Here is a 22,084-nt window from a genome sequence, read left to right on the forward strand (position 1 = left end):
GTAGACCATGCGAGGATAGGGATGCCCGCCGGGCTGGTCGGGCCCCGCCAAACCCACATAAAGTGATGCAATGCGCACCAAGGACCTCCTGGCCGCCACCGCGACCGGCCTGTGGCGCTGGGACAACGTCTCGGGACAGGTGAACCTCGACACCGAGACCGCCCGGCTGCTGGGGCTGCCCGCGGAGCCCGCCGAGCTGTCCGAGGCGGCGGTGCGCTCCCGCCTCCACCCCGCCGACTTCGCCGAGATCACCGGCATCGTCAACCTCGCCGTCACCGAGAGCACCATCGCCGAGGCCCGGCTGCGCGTCATGGACAGCGAGGGCCGGGTGCTGCGCACCGTACGCAGCCGCTCCCGCGCCTTCCTGCGCAGCGAGACCGACCACACGGACTACGAGCTGGTCGGCACCCTCCAGGAGATCCCCGAGGCGCAGCCCGGCACCGCCTCCCCGCACACCCCCGCCTCCGGCGACTGGCGCCGCTCCCGCGAGGCGTTCCTGCTGGACGCCGGCCGCGCGCTCGCCGAGGCGCACTCCACCGCCGAGGTGCTGCGCGTCGCCGCCGGCCTGTCCATGCCCGGTTTCAGCCCCGACGGCCTGGCGGTGTTCGGCATCGAGGGCGACCGGATCTCCGTCATCGGCCACCACGGGCACAAGCAGGGCGACATCGCGCCGTTCGTCGACATGCCGCTGGACACCGACTACCCGGCCGCCGAGGTGGTAAGGACCGGCCGCGCCATCTACCTGCCCAGCCCCGACGACTACCGCCGCCGCTACCCCGCCACCTGGCCACTGGCCGCCGCCTTCCACCGGGAGTCGTGGGCCTTCCTGCCCCTGGTCAGTGCGGGCCGCACGATCGGCGCCTGGATGGCGGGCTTCGGCACGCCGGTCGCCTTCACGCCCGACGAACGCGCGGTGCTCACCACCGTCGCCCGGATGCTCGCCCAGGCGCTGGCCCGCGCCGGCGACCAGGAGTCGCGGCGCGAGCTGACCGACGGCCTCCAGCGCAGCATGATGCCGACCGTGCAGCCGGACATCCCCGGGATGACGGTGGCGGCGCGGTACGTGCCGACCGGCGGCGGCCTGGAGGTGGGCGGCGACTGGTACGACATGATCACGCTGCCGTCCGGCCGGATCGCGCTGGTCATCGGCGACGTACAGGGCCACGACGTCCGGGCGGCGGGCCTGATGGGCCAGCTGCGGATCGCCCTGCGCGCCTACGCCTCCGAAGGCCACCACCCCGACGCGGTGCTCTCCCGCGCCTCCCGCTTCCTGGCCGGCATCAACGACACCGAGCTCGGCGGCGAGGACCCGCGCTTCGCCACCTGCCTCTACATCGAGGTGGACCCGGCGACCGGTCTGCTGGACATCGCACGGGCCGGGCATCCCGACCCCACCATCCGGATGGCCGACGGCACCGTACTCGTCCGGCCGACCGCTGGCGGCCTGCCGCTGGGCATCGTGCCGGACACCGACTACCCCACCACCCGGCTCGTCCTGGAGCCCGGCGAGACGATGCTCGTCTGCACGGACGGGCTGATCGAGACCGGCGGCCACGACCTGGAGTCGGGCTGGGCGCGCCTGCGGCACATCATCGAGACGTACGGGGCGGAGGACCTCGCGGCGGCCGCCGAGGAAGCCGAGGAAGCCGCCACGGACGGCGTCGGCACCGTGGTCGGCACGGGCGGCGCGGCCACCTCGGACGGCCGTACGCCGGTACCGACACTGGAGGACGCCGCCGGCCTGGAGAAACTCGCCGACGCCCTCGTCCAGGCCGTGCACGGCCCCTCCTCGCACCACACCACAGGGCCCTTCGTGGACCGCCGCGAGGACGACATAGCCATGCTGCTGCTGTGCCGCGCGGGCGGCAGCTGCGGGGTCGGCACCGGCGGGTCGGCGGCCCACCAACCCGTCCGGCGTACGGTCCTCACCGTCAAGCAGTCCGAGCCCGAGCGGATAGCGGAGGCGCGCAACCAGGTCCGCGACGTGCTGCACGACTGGGCCGACGAGGACCAGGTGGACTCCGCCGTCCTGATGGTCTCCGAGATGGTCACCAACGTCCTGATGCACACCGACGGCGACGCGCTGCTGGTCGCGGAGATCACCGGCGAGACGGGCAGCCGCCGCATCCGGGTCGACGTCGCCGACGGCAGCGACGAGCTGCCGCACCGCCGCACCCCGGGCGAGCTGGCGTCCTCGGGGCGCGGCCTGGTGCTCATGGAGCTGCTGGCCGGCGCCTGGGGCGTGGACCCGCGCGGCGACGGCAAGTCGACGTGGTTCGAACTCTACGAGGACGCGGCGGACGGCGCGGAGCCGTCGCTGCCGGACCTGGACGCCTTCTCCGACGACTCGCTGCCCGAGCCCGCGGCGTAGTGCCGGCGCAGCTCCGAGAGCACGCCGAAGGCCGCCGCGGTCAGCGGCACGGACAGCAGCATCCCCATGACCCCGGCGACGCTGGCGCCCGCGGTGATCGCCAGCATCACGATCGCCGGGTGCATCTGGACCGTACGGCTCTGCACCATCGGCTGGAGGATGTGGCCCTCCAGGAAGAACACGACCAGGACGATCCCGAGCGTCCAGACGGCGATCGCCGGACCGCGGTCGTCGGCGAACGCGACCAGCACGGCCACCGAGCCGGACAGGAACGAGCCCAGGTACGGGATGTAGGCGCCGACGAAGACCAGCGCGCCCAGCCCGATCGCGCCGGGCACCTGGAGGATCAGCAGGCCGATGGTGATGCCGACGGCGTCGATCAGCGCGATCAGCGTCGTACCGCGCATGAAGCCCTCGATGGCCTGGAAACCGCGCCGGGCCATCTGCTCCAGCTGCGGCGCCGAGTCGCCGGGCGCCCAGTCGTGCAGCGCGCGGACGGCCTTGTCCGAGTCGCGCAGGAAGAAGAAGGTCAGGAACAGGGCGAGCACGGAAGCTCCGATGGTGGCGGCGACGACGCCGACGCCTTCCAGGAGCCCGCTGGCCGCGGTCCCGCCGAACTTCCCTATGAAGGGCTTGGCATTGGAGACGATGTCGTCCAGTGACGTGCCCGCCGCGCCGAAGTGCCGGGACACCTCCTTGGCGGCGTCCTTGAGCGAGGCGAGGATCTGGTCACCGGTGTCGATCAGCGCGCTGACCACGATGTACCCGGCGCCGCCGACCACCACGACCAGCAGCGCGCAGGTCAGCCCGGCGGCCAGCGACCGGTTGAGCTTCATGGCCACCAGCCGCCGGTAGACCGGCCCGAGCAGCGCGCTGCCGAGCAGGGCGAGCAGTACGGGCGTGACGGCGGTGCTCAGCGTCACGCACAGCCACACGCCGACGGCCGTCACGGCGGCGACGAGCAGGCTCACGCCGCACCAGGCCGCGGCGCGGCGGGCGGCGACCGGGAGCAGTGGCTGACGGTCCGGGGATTTCAGATCGTTTCGCACCCCGCCAGTGGATCACGGGGCCGCCCGGCGGTGGCGGCATTCCGCCGCGAGCGGATGCAGGTCTGCCGTGGGCGGGGGCGGGTACGGGCCGTACCCGCCCTCCCGGCTCAGTGGCCTTCGGCCGGTACCTTGCCCAGCCGTCCGGCCTGGAAGTCCTCGAAGGCCTGGGCCAGTTCGGCGTGGGTGTTCATGACGAACGGGCCGTAGTGCATCATCGGCTCGCGGATCGGCTGCCCGCCGAGGAGGACGACCTCCAGGTTGGGGCTGCGGGACTCCTGCGTGGCGTCCGCCCGGATGGTGAGCGAGTCGCCGCCGGGCCCGAACACGACGGACTGCCCGGTACGGAACGGGCGCCCGAGCGGGCCCGCGGTACCGCGTCCGGCCAGTCCGTACGCCAGCGCGTTGAAGTCCTGGCGCCACGGGATGGTCACCTCGGCACCCGGGTTGACCGAGACGTGCATCATCGTGATCGGCGTGTGCGTGATCCCCGGCCCCTCGTGACCGTCGACGTCGCCCGCGATCAGCCGCAGCAGCGCGCCGCCGTCCGCCGACGTCAGCAGCTTGACCTGGCCGCCGCCGATGTCCTGGTAGCGCGGCGCCATCATCTTGTCCTTCTTCGGCAGGTTCACCCACAGCTGGAGGCCGTGGAAGAGCCCGCCGGTCATGACCAGGTCCTCCGGCGGCGCCTCGATGTGCAGCAGGCCGGAGCCGGCCGTCATCCACTGGGTGTCGCCGTCGTTGATCACGCCACCGCCGCCGTGCGAGTCGCGGTGCACGAAGCTGCCGTCGATCAGGTACGTGACGGTCTCGAAGCCGCGGTGCGGGTGCCAGGGCGTGCCCTTGGGCTCGCCGGGCGCGTACTCCACCTCGCCCATCTGGTCCATCATGATGAACGGGTCCAGGTACTTGTAGTCGATGCCGGCGAAGGCACGGCGTACCGGGAACCCCTCCCCCTCGAAGCCGCTGGGCGCCGTGGCAACGGCGAGCACGGCCCGCGGACGCGCGTCGGCGGGCGCCGCCACGCGCGGCAAGGTCAGCGGGTTCTCTACGGTCACTGCGGGCATGACGGCCTCCTCGGACGTTCACCGTTCAACTTAGTTGAACCCTGAACAACCTGCAAGGCGCCAACCATTCCCCCCGGGTACCCGAGGGCCGCGAAGCACGCCGGAGCGGCCGGGGAAACCGGCACGTCCGCGCGGGAAAAGAAAACGGCGGCACCCGGTCGGGTGCCGCCGTGACGCCCGGCCGGGCAGACGTCAGCCGTACATCCGGCGCATCGCGAAGTCGACCATCTGTTCCACCGACTTGGCGTCGAAGACCATGCGGTGGTCGCCCTCCATGTCCAGGACGAAGCCGTAGCCGGTGGGGAGCAGGTCGAGGACCTCGGCGCCGGTGATCACGAAGTACTTGGACTCCTTGCCCGCGTACCGGCGCAGCTCCTTGAGCGAGGTGAACATCGGGATGACCGGCTGCTGGGTGTTGTGCAGTGCCAGGAACCCGGGGTTGTCGCCGCGCGGGCAGTAGACCTTGGAGGTGGAGAAGATGCCCTGGAAGTCCTCCGCCGACATCGAGCCGGTGGTGAAGGCCCGCACCGCGTCGGCGAGGGAGGGCGGGGACGGCTCGGGGTAGAGCGGCTGCTCGCCGTAGCCGCCGGGGGCCGGGTGCTGCGGCGGGGGCGCACCGTACTGCTGCTGCCCGGCGCCCGCGTTCTGGTCGTAGCCGTACATGCGGCACAGCGTACTGAGTCGGCGTGGGGCGCACGCGGCTACGTTGTAAGAGCCCAGCCCGTACCACCGACCGAGGCCGCCCTTACATGTCCGACCGTACCCGCACGAAGCCGCGCGTCACCCGTGGCGGCGTGCTGCTCACCCTCGCCGCCGTGCTCGCCGGCGCGCTGTCGCTCTACGCCGCCGCCCTGTTCAAGGATTCGGGTACCGCCTGGTCCCTCACGTACGAGGCCGCCTCCACCAGCGGCGCGCCGGGCACTGCCGAGGTGCGCTATGCCCACGATGTCGGCATGAACCCGGGGAGCGAGCGGCAGGTGGAGAAGGTGGGCGGTACGCGGCTGCCCTGGCACGAGACGACCGTCGTGGACGGCGGCGAGGAGGCGTGGGTGGAGGTGAGGCCCGCGGGGAACGGCACGGCTTCCTGCCGGATTCTGCTGGACGGCGAGCGGGAGGTCGCCTCGGGGCGGTCGCCGGGGCCGGGCAAGCCCGCCGTGTGCCGGGTGACCACCAGCGATACGCAGGGGGAGTGGCCGGAGCGGCCGTGAGCCGCGCCGTAGGGGTCCGCCGGGGCGCTCAGGGACGCTCGTCACAGATGGGCGGTTAGGGGTTGCTTCTTATTACCGACGGGTAGCATCATCGGAGCTACTTGCTGGTATTGCGTTTTGAGGTCCCTCGCTTCCAAGCGCTGGGTCTCCTCCCGAACCTTACGGAGCCGTACCCATGGGCCACTACAAGTCGAATCTCCGCGACATCGAGTTCAACCTCTTCGAGGTGCTCGGGCGCGACAGCGTGTACGGCACCGGACCGTTCGCGGAGATGGACGTCGACACGGCCAAGAGCGTGCTGAGCGAGATCGCCCGGCTCTCCGAGAACGAGCTGGCCGACTCCTTCGCCGACACCGACCGCAACCCGCCGGTCTTCGACCCGGACACCAACACCGCTCCGGTCCCCGACACCTTCAAGAAGAGCTACCAGGCGTACATGGACGCCGAGTGGTGGCGCCTGGGCATCCCGGAGGAGATCGGCGGCACCACCGCGCCGCGCTCCCTGCTGTGGGCCTTCGCCGAGACCATCCTGGGCGCCAACCCGGCGATCTGGATGTACGCCTCGGGCCCGGCCTTCGCGGGCGTGCTCCACGAGGAGGGCACCGAGGAGCAGCACAAGATCGCCCAGCTGATGGTGGACAAGCAGTGGGGCTCCACCATGGTGCTGACCGAGCCCGACGCGGGTTCGGACGTCGGCGCGGGCCGTACCAAGGCCACGCAGCAGGCGGACGGCTCCTGGCACATCGAGGGCGTGAAGCGCTTCATCACCTCCGGTGAGCACGACATGTCCGAGAACATCGTGCACTTCGTGCTGGCCCGCCCCGAGGGCGCGGGTCCCGGCACCAAGGGCCTGTCGCTGTTCATCGTGCCGAAGTACGACTTCGACTGGGAGACCGGCGAGCTGGGCGAGCGCAACGGCGTCTACGCCACCAACGTCGAGCACAAGATGGGCCTGAAGGCGTCCAACACCTGCGAGATGACCTTCGGCGCCAACCACCCGGCCAAGGGCTGGCTGCTGGGCGAGAAGCACGACGGCATCCGCCAGATGTTCAAGATCATCGAGTTCGCGCGGATGATGGTCGGCACGAAGGCCATCGCCACCCTCTCCACCGGCTACCTCAACGCGCTGGAGTACGCCAAGGAGCGCGTGCAGGGCCCGGACCTGGCGGCCTTCACCGACAAGACCGCGCCGCGCGTCACCATCACCCACCACCCCGACGTGCGCCGCTCGCTGATGACGCAGAAGGCGTACGCGGAGGGCATGCGCGCCCTGGTGCTCTACACGGCGACCGTGCAGGACGAGATCCTCGCCAAGGAGGCCGCCGGCGAGGACGCCTCCGCCGCGACCCGCCTGAACGACCTGCTGCTGCCGATCGTCAAGGGCTACGGCTCGGAGAAGTCCTACGAGCAGCTGGCCCAGTCGCTCCAGACCTTCGGCGGGTCCGGGTACCTCCAGGAGTACCCGATCGAGCAGTACATCCGCGACGCCAAGATCGACACCCTGTACGAGGGCACCACCGCCATCCAGGGCCAGGACTTCTTCTTCCGGAAGATCGTCCGCGACCAGGGCCAGGCGCTGACCGCCCTCTCCGAGGAGATCAAGAAGTTCCTCGCGGAGGCCGTCGGCGGCGAGGCGCTGGAGGCGGCCCGCGGCGAGCTGGCCAAGGCCGCCGCCGACCTGGAGGCGATCGTCGGCGCGATGCTGACCGACCTGGCGGCGACCGAGAAGGACGTCAAGTCCATCTACAAGGTCGGCCTGAACACCACCCGTCTGCTGATGGCTTCCGGCGACGTCGTGATCGGCTACCTGCTCCTCAAGGGCGCCGCGGTCGCGAGCGAGAAGCTGGCGGGCGCCTCCAGCAAGGACAAGCCGTTCTACGAGGGCAAGATCGCGGCGGCGAAGTTCTTCGCGCAGAACGTGCTGCCGGGCGTGTCCGTGCAGCGTGGCCTGGCCGAGACCGTCGACCAGTCGCTGATGGAGCTGGACGAGGCCGCCTTCTAGAGGGGTCCCGAGGGACCTGCCGCGCTCTAAGGGCGTTCTAAGGAGCGCCTAAGACGCGTCCTGAAAGGCGCGGTGCGCGGCGGGCTCTCACATCCTTCTCAGACAAGCGCGCCAAGCTGGCGTTGCCCGCCTCCCATCCCCCGGGGAGGCGGGCATCGTCGTACGGGGGCACCGTCTTCCGGGGTCCCGGAAGGCTCAGGGCCCGGCCGGGTTGTCCCCCACCAGTCGCACCAGTCCCGGGAAGCGCGCGTCGAGCTCGTCCCGGCGCAGCATCGCCGCCCGGCTGTTGCCCCGGTCCACCTGCCGGATCAGCCCGGCCTCGCGGAGCACCCGGAAGTGGTGGCTGAGTGTCGACTTCGAGACCGGGAAGCCGAAGGACGCACACGTGCGCGCGGCCCCGTCGGCGTCCCCGGCCAGGGTCCGCACGACCTCGTACCGCAGCGGGTCGGCCAAGGCGGCCAGTACGGTACGCAGCGTCATCTCGGCGGGGGCGGGGTGCCCCTCGGCGTCGGGCATCTCGGCGGCTCCGCGTCGTTCCGTTCCTGCACGGGTTCGCATTCCACCGTACCTGTCGGCCGGCCCCGCATTGCCCCAACAGGCACCGAAGGTGCCCATACCGTGATGCATGCGGATTGCCATACCGGGGAAGGGCACCCGCTAGTCCTTATGCTGAATCCATGAGCCATTCCCCTCGCTTCGACCGCGGCCACACCGACGACCTGATGTCCTTCCTCGCCACGTCCCCGTCGCCGTACCACGCGGTGGCCAACGCGGCCGAGCGGCTGGAGAAGGCGGGCTTCCACCAGGTGGCCGAGACCGATGCCTGGGACGGCGAGAGCGGCGGCAAGTACGTGCTCCGCGGCGGGGCGATCATCGCCTGGTACGTGCCGGAGGGCGCCACAGCGGCCACTCCGTACCGGATTGTCGGCGCGCACACCGACTCTCCCAATTTGCGGGTCAAACCGATTCCGGACACCGGCCACCGCGGCTGGCGGCAGGTCGCCGTGGAGGTCTACGGCGGCACCCTGCTCAACACCTGGCTCGACCGCGACCTCGGCCTCAGCGGCCGCGTCACCCTGCGTGACGGCAGCACCCGGCTCGTCAACGTCGACCGCGCCCTGATGCGGGTGCCGCAGCTCGCCGTCCACCTGGACCGCTCCGTCAACGCCGACGGCCTCAAGCTGGACAAGCAGCGCCACATGACGCCGATCTGGGGCCTCGGCGAGGTGCGCGAGGGCGACCTGATCGCCTTCGTCGAGGACGAACTCGGAGTGGCCGCCGGCGACATACGGGGCTGGGACCTGATGCTGCACAGCGTCGAGGCGCCCGCCTACCTGGGCCGCGACCGCGAGCTGGTCGCGGGCCCCCGGATGGACAACCTCCTGTCCGTGCACGCCGGTACGGCCGCGCTCGCCGCGGTCGCCACCTCGGGCGAGGAGCCGCCGTACATCCCGGTGCTCGCCGCCTTCGACCACGAGGAGAACGGCAGCCAGTCCGACACCGGCGCGGACGGCCCGCTGCTCGGCACGGTGCTGGAACGTTCGGTCTTCGCCCGCGGCGGCTCGTACGAGGACCGCGCCCGCGCCTTCGCCGGCACGGTCTGCCTCTCCTCCGACACCGGCCACGCCCTGCACCCCAACTACACCGAACGCCACGACCCCGGCCACCACCCCCTGCCCAACGGCGGCCCCATCCTCAAGGTCAACGTCAACCAGCGGTACGCCACCGACGGCACGGGCCGGGCCGTCTTCGCCGACGCCTGCGAGCGGGCCGGCGTGCCGTGGCAGTCCTTCGTCTCCAACAACGCGATGCCCTGCGGCACCACCATCGGGCCCATCACCGCCGCCCGGCACGGCATCGCCACCGTGGACATCGGAGTCGCCATCCTGTCGATGCACTCGGCGCGCGAGCTGTGCGGCAGCGAGGACCCGCACCTGCTCGCGAGCGCCCTGACGGCATTCCTGGAGAGCTGAGTTGGACTTCTCCCTGCTGGGCCCGATATCCGTCGCCACCGGCTCCGGTGAGCTGGCGCTCGGGCCCGCCAAACGGCGCAGCGTACTGGCGCTGCTGCTGTTGCAGCCCAACACCACTGTTCCGCTGGAGCAGTTGATCGACTCCCTGTGGGAGGACGAACCACCCGAGCACGCCCGTACGGTCGTCCAGGGCCATGTCTCCCGGCTGCGCGCCACGCTCGCCGGGGGCGGCGCCGAGGCGTACGGCATCGAGCTGGCCACCCACGGCTCCGCTTACCTGCTGCGGCTGCCCGAGGAGCTGATCGACGCCCACCGGTTCGGTGAACTGGTCGCGCTGGCCCGGCCGGAGGCGGCGCCCCGCGACGCGGTGCCGCTGCTGCGCGAGGCGCTCGGCCTGTGGCGCGGCCCCGCCCTCACCGGCACGGTCACCAGCCCGCCGTTCGCCGCCGCCGCGCACGCCCTGGAGGAGCAGCGGCTGACGGCGACCGAGGCGCTCGCACGGGCGCACGGCGCGCTCGGCGAGCACGAACAGGCCGCGGCGATCCTCTACACGGCCGCGGTCAACAACCCGCTGCGCGAGGGCATGGTCGCCGACCTGATGCGGGCGCTGTTCCGCACCGGGCGGCAGTCGGACGCGATGGAGTGGTTCCACCGGACACGGCGGCTGCTCGACGAGGACCTGGGCGTAGGGCCCGGAGCGCGGCTTAAACAGGCGTACGAGGAGATCCTGCGGGCCGAGGAGGCGGGGAACGCCGTGGCGGCCGCCGCCACCCCGGCGGCCGACGGGCCGGCGGGCGCCGCTCCGCGCGCCGCGCGCTCCGGCGCCGAGGTGCCGGACCGCCCCGTGGATCCCCGCGTACCCGCACAGGCGGGCAGCGCGACCGGTGGCCATTCGGGCACTCCCGCCCGTACCAACGGACCGCCTCCCGTGCCCCATCTCCTGCCCAGGCCGCCCGCCCGCTTCCTCGGACGCGAGCAGCAGCTCGCCACGCTGACCACCGTGCCGCAGTCCGCGCTGCCCGGCGAGAGCCCGCTCGCCGTCGTCACCGGCCCGGCCGGCGTCGGCAAGACCGCCTGCGCGGTGCAGTGGGCCCACACGTACGCCGGGGCGTTCCCCGACGGCCAGCTCTTCGCCGACCTGCGCGGCTTCAACGAGGGCGCCGCGGCCGAACCCGTCGAGATCCTGCGCGACTTCCTGCTGGCGCTCGGCACGCCACCGGAGCGCGTACCGACGTCGGCGCAGTCGGCCTCCGCGCTGTTCCGGTCGCTGGTGGCCGGGCGCCGGCTGCTGGTCGTCCTCGACAACGCGGAGAGTTCCGCGCAGGTGCGCCCGCTGCTGCCCGGCGGCCCGCACTGCGCGACGGTCGTCACCAGCCGCAGCCGGCTCGACGGCCTGGTCGCCACCGACTGCGCCCGGCCCGTGGCCCTCCAGGCGCTCGGCGCCGACGAGGGCGTGGCACTGCTCGGCGCGATGCTCGGCGCCGAGCGGGTCGCGGACGACCCGGACGCCGCGCGGGAACTGGTCGCGCTCTGCGACGGCCTGCCGCTGGCCCTGCGCGCCGCCGCCGCGCAGCTGACGGCCCGCCCGCGCTGGCGGCTGGCCCGCCTCGCCGCCGCACTGCGCGACGAACGGCGGCGGCTGGCCCTGCTGTCCGCCGAGGACACCGGGGTCGCGGCGGCCCTCAGGATGTCCGTGGCCCGCCTGTCCGCCGACGACGCGCGCCTGCTGAGCGCGCTCGCCGCCAGCGCCGACGGGCACTTGAACGCGTCCGTCGCGGCGGCGCTGGCCGGGTCCGACCCGCAGCGCATCCAGGACGGTCTGGACCGGCTCACCGAAATGCACCTGGTCGACGAGGAGTCCACCGACGTCTACACGATCAGCACCCTGACCCAGCTGTTCGCACGCGACGAGGGCCCGGCCGACGGCCGTGGCGAGCGCTGAGGACCGGGCACAGCCGGTGGCGACCAGGCCGTACGAGCGCTGAGGGACGAACACAGCCGGTGGCGACCGGACCGTACGAGCGCTGAGGGCCGGGGCGGCCGGAGACACCACTCCGGAAGCCCCGGTTCCCTTTCTCCTCCCGGACTGTTCCCTTCCCGCCCGATACCCCCTACCGTCTGCGCATGATCAAAAGCAGGTGCACCGCCGTGGCCGCCGCCCTCGCCTGTACGGCGTCCCTCGCCGCCGCACAGACCGCCACCGCGCGCCCCGCCGCCTGGCAGCAGGTCGGCGACGGCATCACCTCCGGCATCAGCGGCATCGCCGTGGCACCGGGCTCCCGGGCAGGCGCCACCGACGTCCTGGTCGTCCGCGACAACAAGCGCGACGGGGAGAACCGCCTCGCGACGATACGGCTGCGTACCGACGCAAAGCCCGAGGTACGACCGCTGGCCTGGCAGGGCGGCGAACCCCCCGCCGACCTGGAGGCACTCGACTCCATACCCGGACGCCCCGGCGAGTACGTCGCCCTGACCAGCTCCGGCAAGGGCTACCACCTGCGCACGACAGGCTCGGACACAGCCCGGGTCCTCGGCACCTTCACCGTCCCCGGCGCCACCAAGAACGACAACTACGAGGGCTTCGCGCTCACCTCCCGCGCGCACCGCCTCGTCGCCGTCTGGGCCGACCGGGGCGAGAACGACCGCCCCGGCACCCTGCACGCCGCCACGCTGGACCTCGGCCGCCACACCTTCTCCGCGCCGGTCACCGCCCCGTTCCACGCGCCGTACCCCGCCACGAACGTCCGGCACATCAGCGACGTCAAGGCGGCACCGTCCGGCGCGCTCACCGTCTCCTCGGCCTCGGACACCGGCGACGACGGCCCCTTCGACTCCGCCGTCTACGATGCGGGCAAGGTGACGGTCGACCGCAACGGCGCGGTACGGCTGTCCGTGCGCCGGTCCCCCGCGCCCGTAGCCCGCTACACCGGCCACAAGATCGAAGCGCTCGCCTGCCTCCCGCACTCCCGCGAGGGCGTACTCGGCACCGACGACGAGAACGCCGGCGGCGCGATCCGCACCGTCTCCGGCACACTGTGCCGATTCCGTTAGGGAAGCGTTAGCCGAGCGGCAGCCGGGCACGTCAGGGTGTCAATGCACCCTGCAGAGACACCGCAGCGACCCCGGGAGACCCCATGCCGCACCACACCGTTACGGAGGCCGCCACCGCCCGCCGCGACCACAGCCGTGACGGCGGCGGTCCCCGCGGCACGCGCCACGACCGGTCCCGCGTGCTGCGAGCCGCAGCCGCCGGGCTCACGGCGGTGGCCGCGTTCGGCCTCCTCACCGCCTGCGGCGGCCAGCAAGCGCTCAAAACCAACGACTCCAGGCCCTTCCATCCCTTCGGCAAGGACTCCGGCGGTTCGGACGAGCCACTGGGCACGGGCATGCCCAGCGGCGCCCGTACCGACCGGGCGGCCAGCGGCAGCCACCCGTCCTGCGACCCCGGCAAGGTGACGCTCGCCGCCAAACCGCTCCCCCAGCCGCCCGGCCGCCTCCTGCTCCAGGTCACCAACACCTCCCCCGCCGTGTGCGACCTGCACGGCTTCCCCCGGCTGCGGACGGGCGACTCGGACTCGGCCGTCACCCCGTACGCCAAGCAGCAGGCACCCCGCGCGCCGCTCACCCTCGCCCCCGGCGCCACCGCGTACGCGACCCTCAGCCTGTCCACCACCGGCACCGGCCGCGAGGCGCGCTCCCTGTCCGTCGGCTTCACCGACCGCGAAGGCCACGGCGTCCCCGGCCCCCGCGCGCACGTACGGCTGCCCGGCGGCTACCACCTCGGCGACGGCGCCCGCACCACCTACTGGCAGCACGACCCGGGCCGCGCGCTCCGCCCCTGACCACCCGCTGCCGCCCCACCGCGCCCCGCCGCCGATGACACGCGATTGGCGCCTCCGCCCCCGGGTACCCGGTCAACGACCGGCCCGGAACATCCAATTGCGTACGGAGGCAGAACCATGGGCATCGGATGGTGCATCGGTCTACTCGCGGTGGGGGGCATCCTGACCTTCGCGGTGGACTGGCACATGGCCGGAGTCAACGTCCACCTGGTCGGCCTGATCCTCATGGCCGTGGGCGTCATCGGCATCGCGGCCTACGTCAGCATCTTCAAGCGCCGCCGCATGCAGCCGCCGAGCCCCGCGGCCCCGGTGGTCGAGGAGACCCACCGCATGCACTACGACGACTGACGCCCGGCGGCTGGCGCCTGGCACCTCGCAAATAACCCGTCGACAACCCCCTGGCCGCTTGTGCATCGTGATGGGCATGCGACAGGACGAACTCTGGGACGTGGCCACCGCCTTGAGCTACGACACGCCCGGTACGGGCATGTTCGCACCGGAGGTGCTGGACCCGGCCGTGGACCGCCTCGCGGAACTCGCGGGCGGAGGCCGCGCGCTCGAATTCGCCATCGGCACCGGCCGCGTGGCCGTACCGCTCGCGGAACGCGGGGTTCCGGTCACCGGCATCGAGCTGTCACAGCCGATGCTCGACCAACTGCGTACGAAGGCGGACGAGACGACGATCCCCGTCACCGTCGGCGACATGGCAACCGCAACCGCCGGCCTGCCCGGCTCTTTCCAACTCGTCTACCTCGTCTTCAACACCATCTCCAACCTGCTCACCCAGGCCGAACAGGTCACCTGCTTCCGCAACGCCGCCCGCCACCTGGCTCCGGGCGGCCGGTTCGTCATCGAGCTGGGGGTTCCCGCGCTGAGAAAGCTCCCGCCCGGCCAACAGGCCACGGTCTGGAAGACCGACACCGACTACATCGGCCTGGACACCTACGACCCCCTCATCCAACACCTCGTCTCCCACCACTTCCGCTACACCGAAGACGGCCAGGCCCGCCTGGCCCGCAGCCCACACCGCTACATCTGGCCCGCCGAACTCGACCTCATGGCCCAACTGGCCGGCTTCGAACTGGAAACCAGACACGCCGACTGGCGGGGCAGCGAGTTCACCGCCGAGTCCGGCTCGCACGTATCCGTGTACCGGCTGCCCGTCGGCGCGTAGTGCATGGGGCACCTCCATGCGGGGCGCGAAGGGGTACGGGACGTACGTGCCGTACGGATCGACACCGAACGAAGTGACGCTGCGGTGACCGGCGGCCGTTCGAAGGGCTGGTGGGACGAGTACCGGGGCAAGATCCCACCGGACTTCCTGGACGTCGCGGAGTTCGAGCACCATGCGACGAGCTTGCGGACGCTGCAAACGGTGCACATCCCCGGCCTGTTCCAGACCGAGGACCACGCCCGGGCGCTGTTCGACCTCTTCATCTTTTTTCGACCCACCGACCCACCTTGGCAACTTTCGGCGCCGTCTGGACGTGGTCGAACAGGTGGCGTTGAATTCGAAGAAGTCGCGGGACCTCATCCTCGATATCATCAAGCAGATTTGAGAGGTATCGCCTTGGCCCAGGTCCAGTGGCTCAAGTCCTCGTTCTCCGAATCTTCCGGCAACGCCTGCATAGAGATCACCATCATGGACACAGCCGTGGCACTCCGTGAATGCGACGACATCACTCGCACCATCACGCCCGGGCCCCATGCGTTCCGCGACCTTCTCGTGCGCATAAAAGCCAACTTGGTCGGCGATACGCGTCACTGAGGACACGTACAGGCGGCGTGTGGAGATCTGGTGCCGAATGGGACGGCACTGGCGTCCCGCGCTCCACTCGCTATGGTGGCTCTGCCATGACACCGCCACACGCACCACCGCCGCACTCGTCGTACCGATCGCAGTGACATCACTGGGGGACCCCATGACCGCACGCCGCTCCCGCCACTCCACCGCATATGCGGCGCTGGCCGTCGCGATGGCCGGATCGCTCGCTCTGACCGGATGCTCCGGGAATTCGAAGAGCAGCAAAACTTCGAAGAAGTCGTCGTCGGAGTCGTCGTCCAAGAGCAAGAAAAAGAAGATCATCGGCGGTGGCGCGGCAGCGGGTGCGGGCGCCGGTGCGGTGGCCGGTTCGCGTGGTGCGCGGGCGTGCGGCCCGGGGATGTTCCGCTTCGACATCTATTCGCACACGCCGAACGACCATGTCGTGATCAAGGCCGTCAACACCAGCAGCACCCGCTCCTGCCTGGTCTACAACCACCCGCTGGTCCGTTTCGGCAGCGCGAAGGACCCGCTGCCGCTGCTGAAGGGCAGCAACGCGGTCGGTGGCGACGTGGAGACCGTGGCTCCCAAGGGCACGATCTGGGCGAGCATTCCGACCGGCAACGCCGCCCAGAAGGGCAGCGGTCCCAAGAAAACGTACGCGACGATCGAGTTCAGCGGCAGCGACCTGAACGGCGCCCCGAAGGGCCCACCGCAGCGCGTCGCCTTCCCGACCGCGCCGCTCGCCGTCGGCGCCACGCAGGTCACCTACTGGCACAAGACGCTCAACCGGGCGGAGAGCTTCACGAAGCCGAAGGGGTAAGGGAAGCGGGCCGAGATCAGGGGCGTCCCTCGGCGGGGCGCCCCGAGCCCCGGCCCCCGTTACTCGCCGCCCGCCTCGTCCATGCCCGCCAGCACCAGCGCCAGCCGGTCCGTGCCGCCGTCCACGACCCGCACCGGCACGCCCCAGTCCTGCTGGTGCACATGGCAGGCCGGGTACTCGATCGCCGGGTCGTCGTCGCAGGAAGCCGCCATGGCGGAGACGTGCAGTACGCCCTCCGTCACGCCGTCCGCGAGGACGAGATCGCGGTTGAGGTCGGTGTCCGCGCCGTCGCCGGAGGCCAGCAGTTCGGGCGGGGTCGAGCTGACCAGGAGGCGTGTGGACGGGCCGTACCGGAGGTCCAGCTTCTGGCCGGCGGGGGCCTGGAAGATGACGTCCAGGCGGAGCTTGCCGGGGCCGACCTCGGTCGCCGCGCGCTGCGTGCGGTGCGCGACGGACTCGACCCGTACGGCCTCCTCGGGCAGCCGCAGCCGGGTCAGCCGGTGGCGCGCCGACTCGATCACGACGATGTCCGGGTCGCCGGACCCCTCGCCGCCGACGAGCACCGCGTCCGAGGGCTCGCGCAGGTCGGTGGCGAGCGTGGTGACCTGGCCGGTCTCCGGGTCGTAGCGGCGCAGCGCGTGGTTGTACGTGTCGGAGACGGCGACCGAGCCGTCGGGCAGCGCGGTGACGCCCAGCGGGTGCTGGAGCAGTGCCTGCTCCGCGTCGCCGTCGCGGTGGCCGAAGTCGAAGAGGCCGGTGCCGACCGCGGTGTGGACGACGAGGCCGGTGTCCAGCCAGCGGACGGCGCTGGTCTCGGAGTCCGCGATCCACAGCCGGTCGCCGGCCGCCGCCAGGCCGGACGGCTGCGCGAACCACGCCTCCGCCGCCGGGCCGTCCACCAGTCCCTCGTTCGTCGTGCCGGCGGCCGCCTCGACCGTCTCCGTGGCCGGGTCGTACGTCCACAGCTGGTGCACGCCCGCCATCGCGATCCACAGCCGGTCCTGCCACCAGGCCACGTCCCACGGCGAGGACAGGTCGACGTCGAGGGCGGGGCCCGAGGTCGCCGAGCCCTGCCACCACTGCTTGCCGGTCCCGGCCACGGTCGCGATCTCGCCGGTCTGCGGGTCGAACGTGCGGATGGCGTGGTTGACGGTGTCGGCGACGGCGACCTTGCCGTCCGGGAGCAGCGCCAGGCCCTGCGGCTCGTTGAAGGAGTCAGGGCCGAGGCCGCGCTCGCCGCTGCCGATCCGGCGCAGTACGGTCTCGCCGTCCGCGGCCAGCTCCACGAGCTGGTGCCGGGTGGTGTCGGAGACCAGGAAGGTGCCCTCGGGCAGGCGCAGCGCCTTGCCGGGGAAGCGCAGGTCGGTGGCGACCGGCTCCGGCGGCACGTACGGGCCGTCGCCGCGCCGCAGCGTGCCCTTCGCCTCGTGTTCGGCCTCCAGCTCCGCCACCAGCGTCTCGATGGCGTGCGCGTGCCCCTCGCCGGCGTGCTGGGCGACGACATAGCCCTCGGGGTCGATGACGACGAGTGTCGGCCAGGCGCGGACCGCGTACTGCTTCCAGGTGGCCAGCTCCGGGTCGTCCAGTACCGGGTGCTCGACCTCGTAGCGCTCGACGGCGTCGACGACGGCCTGGTGCTCGGCCTCGTGGACGAACTTCGGCGAGTGCACCCCGATGATCACCACGGTGTCCCGGTGCCGCTCCTCCAGCTCCCGCAGCTCGTCCAGGACGTGCAGGCAGTTCACGCAGCAGAACGTCCAGAAATCCAGGATGACGATGCGTCCTCGCAGGTCGGCGAGGGTGTAGTCCTGGCCGCCCGTGTTCAGCCAACCGCCCTTGCCGATCAGCTCGGGGGCGCGGACACGGGTGCGGCGCGGGGTGTTCGGTGCGGCGGCGGCGTCAGTCATGGTTCAAGAGTGCCACTTGGGCATGAACGTGCGATCACGGGAGTACGGCGGGTGACACGGGCTCCCGGGTGCCGGCTCCGGCCGCGTACGCCGTCACGCGTACGCCGTCACGACCAGCCGACGGCCAGGTCCGTGCCGTGATCCGCGCTTATGTGGAGCTTGATCAGCACCCGGGCGTCCGTTTCGGCGCTGCGGTCGTGGTCGCGCACAGCCCGGCGGCGCGCCGCGTCCAACCGGGCGCACCGTCCGCATCCCGCCTCCGGCGTGAACCGCCGTTTCGTCACCGCGTCTGCCATGGGGTCATCGTCCGCGCGCCGCGGCCCGGGGTGGCGAAGGACCCGCGCAGGAGCGGCGCAAGGTCACCTGGCTGCGGCGTGTCCCGGGGCCGGAAACGGCGCTTCGCCGTGCGGCAGCCGGGAACATGGGAGCCATGAAATTCCTCGTGCACGACCGGATCTTCGGCATCGGAGACGACTACTGGATCGACGACGAGCACGGCCGGCACGTGTATCTCGTCGACGGCAAGGCCCTGCGGCTGCGCGAGACCTTCGAGCTCAAGGACACCGAGCGGCGCGTACTGGTCACCATCCGCAAGAAGTGGCTCGCCCTGCGCGACACGATGACCATCGAGCGCGACGACCGACCGCTGGCCACCATCCGGCGCAAGCGGCTGTCGCTGCTGCGCAACCACTACCGCGTGGAGCTGGTGGACGGCACCGAGCTGGACGTCAGCGGCAAAATCCTGGACCGCGAGTTCGCCGTCGAGTACGACGGCGAACTGCTGGCGGACATCTCGCGCCGGTGGCTGTCCGTGCGGGACACCTACGCGGTGCACGTGGTGCGGGAGGACGCCGACCCGTCGCTGCTCATCGCCGTGGCGGTGAGCGTGATCCGGCTCGCGGAGCGGGAAAGGGGGGAGGACTGAGCGCGGCGTCCCGCACGCCGTTACGGAACGTCCAGGCCCAGCACCCGGTCGCGCAGGGCCGGGAAGTCCGCGCGGGTCTTGCTCACCTTGGCCGGATCCAGCTCCACGGTCAGCACCTCCTCGTACGGCCCCGCCTCCGCCAGGACCTCGCCCCACGGGTCGACGACGACGCTGTGGCCCGCCTGCTCGACGCCGCCGTTCGTGCCCGCGGTGCCGCAGGCCAGGACGTAGCTCTGGTTCTCCACCGCGCGGGCGCGGGCCAGCAGGGACCAGTGCGCGCGGCGGCGGGCCGGCCAGCCCGCCGGGATGACGAGCGTCTGCGCGCCCGCGTCCACCAACTGCCGGAACAGCTCGGGGAAGCGCAGGTCGTAGCAGGTCGCCAGGCCCAGCGTGGTCTCGGGCAGCGGCACGGTGGCCAGCTTCTCGCCCGCTCCCAGCAGGACCGCCTCGCCCTTGTCGAAGCCGAAGCGGTGGATCTTCCGGTAGGAGCCGGCGAGCTGCCCGTCCGGGGCGAAGACCAGCGAGGTGTTGTAGAGCGTGCCGTCGGCGGCGCGTTCGACGAAGGAGCCGGCGTGCAGCCAGACCCCGGCGTTCCGGGCGGCCTGCGACATCGCCTGGTGCGTGGGCCCTTCGAACGGCTCCGCCTCGTCGGCGAACGACTCGAACGCGAAGGCGCCCACGGGCCACAGCTCGGGCAGCACCACCAGATCGCTGTCCGCCCGCTCGCGCACCAGCGAAGCAGCGCGCTGCCGCCGCGAATTGACTGGTTCTTCCGTGTCCACATCCATCTGGATCAGTGAAGCGCGCACAGTACCACCGCCTAAGCATTCGAGCCGGTACGCCGTCAAAAATCGACCTACGATGGTCACCCGAAAGCACTGCCGGGGTGCCCGTGCGCAGCGTAACTTAACTGCACAGACAGCAGCCCGCGTACGAACCGTCCGAGGGGTCCCGTGACCGTCCATCCCAGCCTGCAGCCCTACATCGACGCCTGGACGCACTCCATCGAAGCGATATCCGAGCTGGTCACACCACTCGTCGAAGGGGAGTGGAACAGGCCGACGGACCTCCCGGGGTGGTCCGTCCGCGACATCGTGTCGCACATCATCGGCCTGGAGAGCGAGATGCTCGGCGACCCCAGGCCCATCCATTCGCTGCCGCGCGACCTCTACCATGTGCGCACCGAATTCGCCCGCCGCATGGAACTCCAGGTGGACGTACGGCGGCACCACACAGGGCCCGAGATGACCGCCGAGCTGGAGTACATGGTCATCCGCCGGGCGCGGTCGCTGCGCAACGAGACCCGTGACCCCGAGACGGTGCTGCGTACCCCGCTCGGCGAGGAGCGCACGCTCGCGTACGCCCTGCGGCAGCGGGCGTTCGACGTCTGGGTCCACGAACAGGACCTGCGGCACGCGCTGAACGCCCCCGGCAACCTCGACTCCCCCGGCGCGCAGCTCACCCGCGACCTGCTGCTGCTCGCGCTGCCGAAGGTGGTCGCCAAGGACGCGGGCGCGCCCGCCGATTCGGCCGTCGTCTTCGACGTCAGCGGCCCGCTGGAGTTCATGCGGACGGTGCGGGTGGACGCCCACGGCAACGGCACGGTGGACGCGAGCGTCTCGCTCGGCCCGGCCGTGACGTTCTCGATGGACTGGGAGACGTTCTGGCGGCTGGCCTGCGGCCGGGTGCGGCCGGCCGCCGTCGCCGAGCAGGTGAAGATCGACGGCGACCGGGCGCTGGCCGAGGCGGTCCTCGCACACTTCGCGATCACGCCGTAGGGCCCGCGCCGCACGTCCGCCGGGACCCGCCCCCGCCCGGTCCCTCACACCGGTACGTGCACCGCCTCGACCCGGCTGGTCACCAGCCGCTCCCGCTCCCTGCGGTGCGCCTGCCCGCGCAGCCGCAGGATCTGTGCCACGCCCAGCGCCTCCAGGACGAAGACGGAGACGAACGCGATCCGGTAGTTGTCGCCGGTGGCGTCCAGCAGGACGCCGATCGCCAGCAGCGTCGTCATCGAAGCGGTGAAGCCGCCCATGTTGACGATGCCGGAGGCGGTGCCCTGGCGCTCCGGCGGGTTGGCCGGGCGGGCGAAGTCGAAGCCGATCATCGAGGCGGGGCCGCAGGCGCCGAGCACGGCGCACAGGACGATCAGCAGCCATACGGGCGCGTGGTCGGCCGGCCAGGCCAGCGTGACCGCCCACAGCAGTGCGGTGGCGGCGACGGTGCCGAGCGCCAGCGGCGCGCGGGCGGCGTGGTGGCGGGCGATGACCTGCCCGTACACGAGGCCGACGGCCATGTTCGACAGGACGACGAGGGTGAGCAGTTCGCCCGCCTCACCGCGCGTCAGGCCCTGGGCTTCGACGAGGAACGGCAGGCCCCACAGCAGCAGGAAGACCATCGCCGGGAACTGGGTGGTGAAGTGCACCCACATGCCCAGCCGGGTGCCCGGCTCGCGCCAGGCGTCGGCTATTTGACGGCGGACGAAGGCGGCACCGGTGTGTGTGGCGGGCGCCGGGGCGGGCTCGTAACCCTCCGGGTGGTCCTTGAGGAAGGCCAGCACCAGGGCGAGGACGGCGATGCCGCCGAGCGCGCTGGCCGCGAAGGTCGGCGTCCAGCCGAAGGTGTGCAGGAGGCGGGCCAGGACGAGAGTCGAGACGAGGTTGCCCGCCATGCCGATGAGGGCGGCGATCTGGGCTATCAGCGGGCCCCGGCGGGCCGGGAACCAGCGCGCGCCCAGCCGCAGCACGCTGATGAACGTCAGCGCGTCACCGCAGCCGAGCAGGGCCCGCGAGCCCAGCGCCATGGCGTACGACTGCGACAGCGCGAAGCCGAACTGGCCGACGGTGTACAGCACGACGCCCAGGATCAGCACCTTCTTGGTGCCGAGCCGGTCGACCATCAGGCCGACGGGTATCTGCATGCCCGCGTAAACGAGCAGCTGGAGGATGGAGAAGGTGGAGAGCGCGGAGGCGTTGATGTGGAAACGTTCCGCCGCGTCCAGGCCCGCCACGCCCAGGCTCGTACGGTAGGTGATCGCCACGAAGTAGACGGCGACGCCGATGCCCCAGACGGCCATGGCTCTGCGGCCGCCGGGCGGGTCGCCGGGCAGCAGGGCGCCCCGGCCCGCTGACCCGCCGCCCAGGTCCCGCCCTCCGGTC

At 71.7% G+C, this 22,084-nt stretch carries 21 protein-coding genes; 13 read left to right on the top strand and 8 right to left on the bottom strand.

Going from position 1 to position 22,084, the window contains the following annotated elements; all coding sequences use genetic code 11:
* Window positions 1-70 precede the first annotated feature (70 nt).
* Complete coding sequence (locus ACH4OW_RS06525) at window positions 71-2,371, top strand: SpoIIE family protein phosphatase (RefSeq protein ID WP_398025462.1); 2,301 nt, start codon at window positions 71-73, stop codon at window positions 2,369-2,371.
* Here the strand turns inward: ACH4OW_RS06525 and ACH4OW_RS06530 are convergent.
* The 3 genes from ACH4OW_RS06530 to ACH4OW_RS06540 form a co-directional block, all read right to left on the bottom strand.
* Window positions 2,284-3,420: an AI-2E family transporter gene (locus ACH4OW_RS06530; RefSeq protein WP_360136901.1), complete on the bottom strand. Its 1,137-nt coding sequence runs from the start codon at window positions 3,418-3,420 to the stop codon at window positions 2,284-2,286. The genes ACH4OW_RS06525 and ACH4OW_RS06530 overlap by 88 nt on opposite strands.
* 107 nt (window positions 3,421-3,527) lie before the next feature.
* The gene (locus ACH4OW_RS06535) at window positions 3,528-4,484 is read right to left on the bottom strand and encodes a pirin family protein (protein WP_360136900.1); all 957 of its coding nucleotides are present in this window, start codon (window positions 4,482-4,484) and stop codon (window positions 3,528-3,530) included.
* 192 nt (window positions 4,485-4,676) lie between these two features.
* A complete protein-coding gene (locus ACH4OW_RS06540) occupies window positions 4,677-5,147 on the bottom strand; it encodes an SseB family protein (protein ID WP_003980379.1) in 471 nt (156 codons plus the stop codon).
* Window positions 5,148-5,233: 86 nt separating this feature from the next.
* On the opposite strand from ACH4OW_RS06540, the gene ACH4OW_RS06545 reads away from it, so the two are divergent.
* Entirely contained in the window at window positions 5,234-5,692 is a 459-nt protein-coding gene (locus ACH4OW_RS06545; RefSeq protein ID WP_398025465.1) for a hypothetical protein, read from the top strand.
* A gap of 175 nt (window positions 5,693-5,867) precedes the next feature.
* Entirely contained in the window at window positions 5,868-7,694 is a 1,827-nt protein-coding gene (locus ACH4OW_RS06550; RefSeq protein ID WP_360136897.1) for an acyl-CoA dehydrogenase, read from the top strand.
* Between the two features lie 195 nt (window positions 7,695-7,889).
* Here the strand turns inward: ACH4OW_RS06550 and ACH4OW_RS06555 are convergent, their stop codons facing one another.
* Window positions 7,890-8,210, bottom strand: a complete 321-nt coding sequence (locus tag ACH4OW_RS06555; RefSeq protein ID WP_360136896.1) for a helix-turn-helix domain-containing protein — start codon at window positions 8,208-8,210, stop codon at window positions 7,890-7,892.
* A 161-nt stretch (window positions 8,211-8,371) separates the two neighbouring features.
* Here ACH4OW_RS06555 and ACH4OW_RS06560 point away from each other — a divergent pair, with 161 nt between their 5' ends.
* The 8 genes from ACH4OW_RS06560 to ACH4OW_RS06595 all read left to right on the top strand — a co-directional run bounded on the left by ACH4OW_RS06560 (window position 8,372) and on the right by ACH4OW_RS06595 (window position 16,094).
* Complete coding sequence (locus ACH4OW_RS06560; protein WP_360136895.1) at window positions 8,372-9,667, top strand: M18 family aminopeptidase; 1,296 nt, start codon at window positions 8,372-8,374, stop codon at window positions 9,665-9,667.
* Window position 9,668: 1 nt separating this feature from the next.
* Window positions 9,669-11,609 carry a BTAD domain-containing putative transcriptional regulator gene (locus ACH4OW_RS06565; protein ID WP_398025468.1) on the top strand — a complete coding sequence of 647 codons (1,941 nt, stop codon included), beginning with the start codon at window positions 9,669-9,671 and terminating at the stop codon, window positions 11,607-11,609.
* A 182-nt stretch (window positions 11,610-11,791) separates the two neighbouring features.
* On the top strand, window positions 11,792-12,718 hold the full coding sequence (locus tag ACH4OW_RS06570) for a hypothetical protein (protein WP_398025470.1): 927 nt from the start codon (window positions 11,792-11,794) through the stop codon (window positions 12,716-12,718).
* A gap of 83 nt (window positions 12,719-12,801) precedes the next feature.
* Window positions 12,802-13,509: a DUF4232 domain-containing protein gene (locus tag ACH4OW_RS06575; protein ID WP_398025472.1), complete on the top strand. Its 708-nt coding sequence runs from the start codon at window positions 12,802-12,804 to the stop codon at window positions 13,507-13,509.
* A gap of 117 nt (window positions 13,510-13,626) precedes the next feature.
* Window positions 13,627-13,857 (top strand): DUF6458 family protein, encoded by a 231-nt coding sequence (locus ACH4OW_RS06580; protein WP_360136891.1) that lies wholly within the window; start codon window positions 13,627-13,629, stop codon window positions 13,855-13,857.
* Window positions 13,858-13,933: 76 nt separating this feature from the next.
* Window positions 13,934-14,683, top strand: coding sequence for a class I SAM-dependent DNA methyltransferase (locus ACH4OW_RS06585; protein WP_398025475.1), 750 nt, complete (start codon window positions 13,934-13,936; stop codon window positions 14,681-14,683).
* Between the two features lie 84 nt (window positions 14,684-14,767).
* Complete coding sequence (locus ACH4OW_RS06590; RefSeq protein WP_398025477.1) at window positions 14,768-15,277, top strand: Scr1 family TA system antitoxin-like transcriptional regulator; 510 nt, start codon at window positions 14,768-14,770, stop codon at window positions 15,275-15,277.
* Between the two features lie 154 nt (window positions 15,278-15,431).
* Window positions 15,432-16,094 carry a DUF4232 domain-containing protein gene (locus tag ACH4OW_RS06595; RefSeq protein ID WP_360136888.1) on the top strand — a complete coding sequence of 221 codons (663 nt, stop codon included), beginning with the start codon at window positions 15,432-15,434 and terminating at the stop codon, window positions 16,092-16,094.
* Between the two features lie 59 nt (window positions 16,095-16,153).
* Here the strand turns inward: ACH4OW_RS06595 and ACH4OW_RS06600 are convergent, their stop codons facing one another.
* Both ACH4OW_RS06600 and ACH4OW_RS06605 read right to left on the bottom strand, forming a co-directional pair.
* Window positions 16,154-18,001 carry an NHL domain-containing thioredoxin family protein gene (locus tag ACH4OW_RS06600; RefSeq protein ID WP_398025479.1) on the bottom strand — a complete coding sequence of 616 codons (1,848 nt, stop codon included), beginning with the start codon at window positions 17,999-18,001 and terminating at the stop codon, window positions 16,154-16,156.
* A gap of 107 nt (window positions 18,002-18,108) precedes the next feature.
* On the bottom strand, window positions 18,109-18,297 hold the full coding sequence (locus ACH4OW_RS06605) for a hypothetical protein (RefSeq protein ID WP_360136886.1): 189 nt from the start codon (window positions 18,295-18,297) through the stop codon (window positions 18,109-18,111).
* Between the two features lie 134 nt (window positions 18,298-18,431).
* Between ACH4OW_RS06605 and ACH4OW_RS06610 the strand changes: the two genes are divergently transcribed.
* Window positions 18,432-18,926, top strand: coding sequence for an LURP-one-related family protein (locus ACH4OW_RS06610; protein ID WP_360136885.1), 495 nt, complete (start codon window positions 18,432-18,434; stop codon window positions 18,924-18,926).
* Window positions 18,927-18,946: 20 nt separating this feature from the next.
* Here ACH4OW_RS06610 and ACH4OW_RS06615 read toward each other — a convergent pair whose 3' ends face one another.
* Window positions 18,947-19,735, bottom strand: a complete 789-nt coding sequence (locus tag ACH4OW_RS06615; protein ID WP_398025482.1) for a carbon-nitrogen family hydrolase — start codon at window positions 19,733-19,735, stop codon at window positions 18,947-18,949.
* A 144-nt stretch (window positions 19,736-19,879) separates the two neighbouring features.
* Between ACH4OW_RS06615 and ACH4OW_RS06620 the strand changes: the two genes are divergently transcribed.
* Window positions 19,880-20,704, top strand: a complete 825-nt coding sequence (locus ACH4OW_RS06620; RefSeq protein ID WP_360136883.1) for a maleylpyruvate isomerase family mycothiol-dependent enzyme — start codon at window positions 19,880-19,882, stop codon at window positions 20,702-20,704.
* 44 nt (window positions 20,705-20,748) lie between these two features.
* Here ACH4OW_RS06620 and ACH4OW_RS06625 read toward each other — a convergent pair whose 3' ends face one another.
* Window positions 20,749-22,002, bottom strand: a complete 1,254-nt coding sequence (locus ACH4OW_RS06625) for an MFS transporter (protein ID WP_360136999.1) — start codon at window positions 22,000-22,002, stop codon at window positions 20,749-20,751.
* Window positions 22,003-22,084: the final 82 nt, after the last annotated feature.

The sequence above is a fragment of the Streptomyces sp. NPDC017056 genome, from assembly GCF_044332485.1.
In the GTDB taxonomy this organism is placed as follows: Bacteria; Actinomycetota; Actinomycetes; order Streptomycetales; family Streptomycetaceae; genus Streptomyces.